Below are 4,016 nucleotides of genomic sequence, written 5' to 3' on the forward strand. Positions count from 1 at the left end.
GGCCGGGTCGGCAGCAGCCGCAGAACCAGCGGGTAGATGAGGAACGGCCAGGCCACCGCGACCAGGCAAAGCAGCAGGATCGCGGCAAGGATCAGGTCGGCCGCCATCGGTTCAATAGGCCTTGTCATGGACGAGGACGCCGAGCGTCGCGACAATGATCCGCAGGTCGCGCCAGATCGACCAGTCGCTGACATATTCAAGGTCGGATTGAAGCCGGTCGATCAGATCCTGATGATGGTCGGTCGATCCGCGATGACCCCGCACCTGGGCCAGGCCGGTCATGCCCGGCTTGATGCAGTGGCGCGCCCAGTAACGGGCGTCGACTTCCCAATAGAGGCTGTCGCCCGCTTTGGCCGCGGCGGCATGGGGGCGCGGCCCGACAATGCTCATGTCGCCTTTTAACACATTGAAAAGTTGAGGTAATTCATCGATACTGGTCTTGCGCAGGAAAGCGCCGACGCGGGTCACACGGTGGTCTTCGCGCCGGGTCAGGGTCGCGGCCTTGTGATCGCTCGCATCGCTGCGCATGGAGCGGAATTTATAGATGGAGAAGGAGCGCGCGTCCTTGCCGATACGTGGCTGGCGAAACAGCGCCGGGCCGGGGCTGGTCAGCTTCACCGCCAGCGCGGCGGCGATCAGGATCGGCGACAGGATGATGGTGGCGATGGCCGCGACGAGCAGGTCGAACAAGCGCTTGATGAGGCGGTCGCGGAACTGGAGCGGGCCGCCCGCCACGATGATCGTGGGCTGTCCGTCAAATTCATCCACCCGCGCCGGCGCGAAGCGCAGCAATTCGGGCACGACGATCTCGCCCCGCGCGGAGAGCGACTTGAGCGCCGCCGACCAGTCGTCCATCCTGTCGAACGGACAGGCGACGATGACTCGTTCCGCCATGCCGACCGCGCTCGCCAGGCGGGCGGCCATGTCGGCATCATGGCGTTCGGGATGCAGGTTGGCGGCGTCGGCCTGGATGATCTTCATATGCAGGCCGGTTTCGATCGCCACGCCGTCCATGATAACGGCGGTGAGGTGAGGGACGCCGCCCAGCAGGCTGACCGCCAGGCGCGCGACGGCCAGGCGCACCAGCGCCAGCGCGACCGCGCCCAGCACCAGCCCGGCGAGGAAGGTGAGGCGCGACAACTGCTCGGCGATCTTGCCCAGATAGACGATCAGCAACATCAACAACGCCGCCTGCGCCAGCGCCAGCAGCGCGCGGAAGATGCCCCGGCGCACATGGTCCAGCGTGTTGATGCCATAGGCGCCGCCTTGCACCGCCAGCAGCGCGTAGAGCGGCGCGACCATGGCGAACATGACCAGGCCATGCGGCTTGCCCGGTTCACCCCAGAGCGCGCCCAGCACGAAGAAATTGGCGGCGAGGAAGGCGCCGAACAGCCCGGCAAGATCGCCCGCCAGGCAGAGCGCATACAGGCGCAACCGCACCATTTCCTTGGAGACTGTCACGCCCGCGCCCCGATCATCGTCATGCGCCCCGTTGGCACCGGCGCGTGCGGGTTGCAAGGGGATCTCGTCCCCATGAGGACAGGATCAGACCCCGAACAATCGGGTCAGCGCCTTGTCCAGCATCAGCAACTGCCAGAGCAGCCGGCCGTGATCGGAAACGCCGGCGCGGTGGTCGGCCGCCACTTTCGCCAGCATCTTCGCGTCGAACCAGCCAGTCTTGGTAAGTGCGGAACCGCCCGCGATCGCCGTCGCTTCGCCCGCCAGCGCGCCGCGGAACCAGGCGCTGATCGGGGTCACGAACCCCATTTTCTGGCGATAAAGTATGTCCTGCGGCAGGAACGGCTCCATCGCCTTCTTGACGAGATATTTGCCGCTATTGCCCCGGATGCGCTGGGCGACCGGCAAGCGCGCGGCGAATTCCACCAGGCGATAGTCCAGCAAAGGCTCGCGCGCTTCCAGACTGACGGCCATGCTCATCCGGTCGGTCTTGGTCAGGATGTCGCCGGGCAGCCAGAAGCGGATGTCGGCATATTGCGCCCGGTCGAGCGCATCGCGCGCGGGCGCATCCGCCATCGCCTTGATGTAGCGATCCTCCGCCCGATAGGCGCCCAGGCGCCCCTTCATCTCCTGACTGAACAGCCGCTGGCGCAGGGCATGAGGCGTGACGCCGACGGAGGCGGCATAGGCCTCTCCCCCTTCCCCCGCCAATTCGAGGAAGGTCGATTTGGCGCGCAGGTAACGCGGCGCCCAGTCGGCCTTTGGATAATAGCGGCCCAATGTGCCGAACAGCGGCTGGCGCACGGAGGCGGGAATGAGGCCGCGCATCCGTTCGCCCTGCATCTGGAAACGGTGGCGGCGATAGCCGGCGAAGGCTTCGTCCGCGCCGTCGCCCGACAGCGCGACCGTCACCTGCTCGCGCGCCAGTTCGCAGACCCGAAAGGTGGGCAGTGCGGAGGCGTCGGCAAAGGGTTCGTCGAAATGGAAGGCGAGCGTGTCGATCAATCCATAATCATCAGGTGATACGATCCTGCTGCGATGGTCGGTGGCGAAACGGCGCGCGATCCGCTCGGCATAGCCGGTTTCGTCCAGGGTCGGGACATCGAAACCGATCGTGCAGGTGTTGACCGCGCGGGTCGATGCCTCCGCCATCAAGGCAACGACGCTGCTGCTGTCGACGCCGCCCGACAGGAAAGCGCCCAGCGGCACATCGGCCACCATGCGGGACCGGACCGCCTGACGCATCAGCGCGACAAGTTCCTCCTCCAACACTTCCGGTTTCGCCCGGTTGCGATCGGCGAAGCTGACGTCCCAATAGCGTTGCGGCTGCGGCAAGGGGCGTCCGCGCACCAGCCGCAACATCTCCCCCGCGCCCAGTTTCCGCACGCCCGCGACCAGGCAGGCGTCGTCGGGGATATAGCCATAGGCCATATAATCCTCGACCGCCGACAGGTCGGGCGCGCGGCGCAGCAGCGGATGGGCGAGCAGGCTTTTCAGTTCCGACCCGAAAATCAGGCTGCCGTCGGACAGCAGCGCATAATGCAGCGGCTTTACCCCCAGCCGGTCACGCGCCAGCCAGAGCGATTGCGCCCGTGCGTCAAACAGCGCGAAGGCGAACATGCCGTTGAAACGATGCACGCATTCCTCGCCCCATTGGCGATAGCCGTGGAGGATGACTTCGGTGTCGCTATGGGTGCGGAAGACATGGCCCTTCGCCTCCAGTTCGGCGCGGACCTCGGCAAAATTATAGATTTCGCCGTTGAAGGTGACGGCGAGGCTTTCATCGTCGGTCAGCATCGGCTGCGCGCCGCCGGCCAGGTCGATGATCGAGAGACGCAGATGGCCAAGGCCGACCCCCGGCGCGGTCCAGATGCCGCTGCCGTCAGGGCCGCGATGGGGCATCACGTCCAGCATCGCGCGCACTCGCGCGGGATCGACCGGCTTGGCCGTTTCGAGGTGGAAGATGCCTGCTATGCCGCACATGCGCGCCGTCCTAGCGGATGCCGATGGCGCGGTCAGCCAAAACCCGCACATCGCCAAGATCAGCAAGGAAGGCGGCGATGGCCGCGTCGGCGGACTGGCCCTCCCGCTCCTCCGCCGACACCAGGATAGCGACGGCGCGCTGGTCCCCGCCCAGCAGGCGCGCCTGCATCGTCGCCAGTTTGACGGCGGGCTTGCTGCCGGTCGGTCGGCCATCGGCCACGACGTAGAAGCTCACCACATGGCGGACCACCGGGCCGGGCGCGGTAATCTGTTCGCCGCCGGCATTGGCGGGCGCGGGCGCGGGCGATGACCAGACCCATTCGCTGTCCGGGTTCGCCGCGCCCTGAGCGAAGCCCACCAGTTCGTGACCCTCGTCCTGCCGTTCATAGGTGGCGATGGCGAGGTCAACCACCTGGCCCCGCGCGCTGGCATAGCGACCCGCGACGAAATGATCGGCCCCGTCGAAGCGGGGCTTCCATGGATAGGCCTGGGGATCGGCGGTCCGGCTCCAGCCATTGACGGCGGGCATCGCCAGCACGGGCGGCAGCGGATCGGCGACGGCGGCGGTGGCGGCG

General features: G+C 66.8%; 3 protein-coding genes. All 3 read right to left on the reverse strand.

Annotated elements, in window-relative coordinates; translation table 11 throughout:
• Positions 1–111: 111 nt before the first annotated feature.
• Entirely contained in the window at positions 112–1,443 is a 1,332-nt protein-coding gene (locus C100_RS30545) for a sugar transferase (RefSeq protein WP_200866550.1), read from the reverse strand.
• A 102-nt stretch (positions 1,444–1,545) separates the two neighbouring features.
• Positions 1,546–3,441, reverse strand: a complete 1,896-nt coding sequence (locus C100_RS30550) for an XrtA/PEP-CTERM system amidotransferase (RefSeq protein ID WP_024018842.1) — start codon at positions 3,439–3,441, stop codon at positions 1,546–1,548.
• 10 nt (positions 3,442–3,451) lie between these two features.
• Positions 3,452–4,016, reverse strand: a 565-nt coding sequence (locus tag C100_RS30555; RefSeq protein ID WP_024018843.1) for an exosortase C-terminal domain/associated protein EpsI, incomplete at its 5' end; no start/stop codon positions are given.

It is taken from the genome of Sphingobium sp. C100 (assembly GCF_000508185.1).
In the GTDB taxonomy this organism is placed as follows: domain Bacteria; phylum Pseudomonadota; class Alphaproteobacteria; order Sphingomonadales; family Sphingomonadaceae; genus Sphingobium.

Bases quoted from the DNA above. Each gene is read 5' to 3' on its own strand.
- C100_RS30545 (WP_200866550.1), bottom strand. From the start codon at position 1,443: ATGGTGCGGTTGCGCCTGTATGCGCTCTGCCTGGCGGGCGATCTTGCC.
- C100_RS30550 (WP_024018842.1), bottom strand. From the start codon at position 3,441: ATGTGCGGCATAGCAGGCATCTTCCACCTCGAAACGGCCAAGCCGGTC.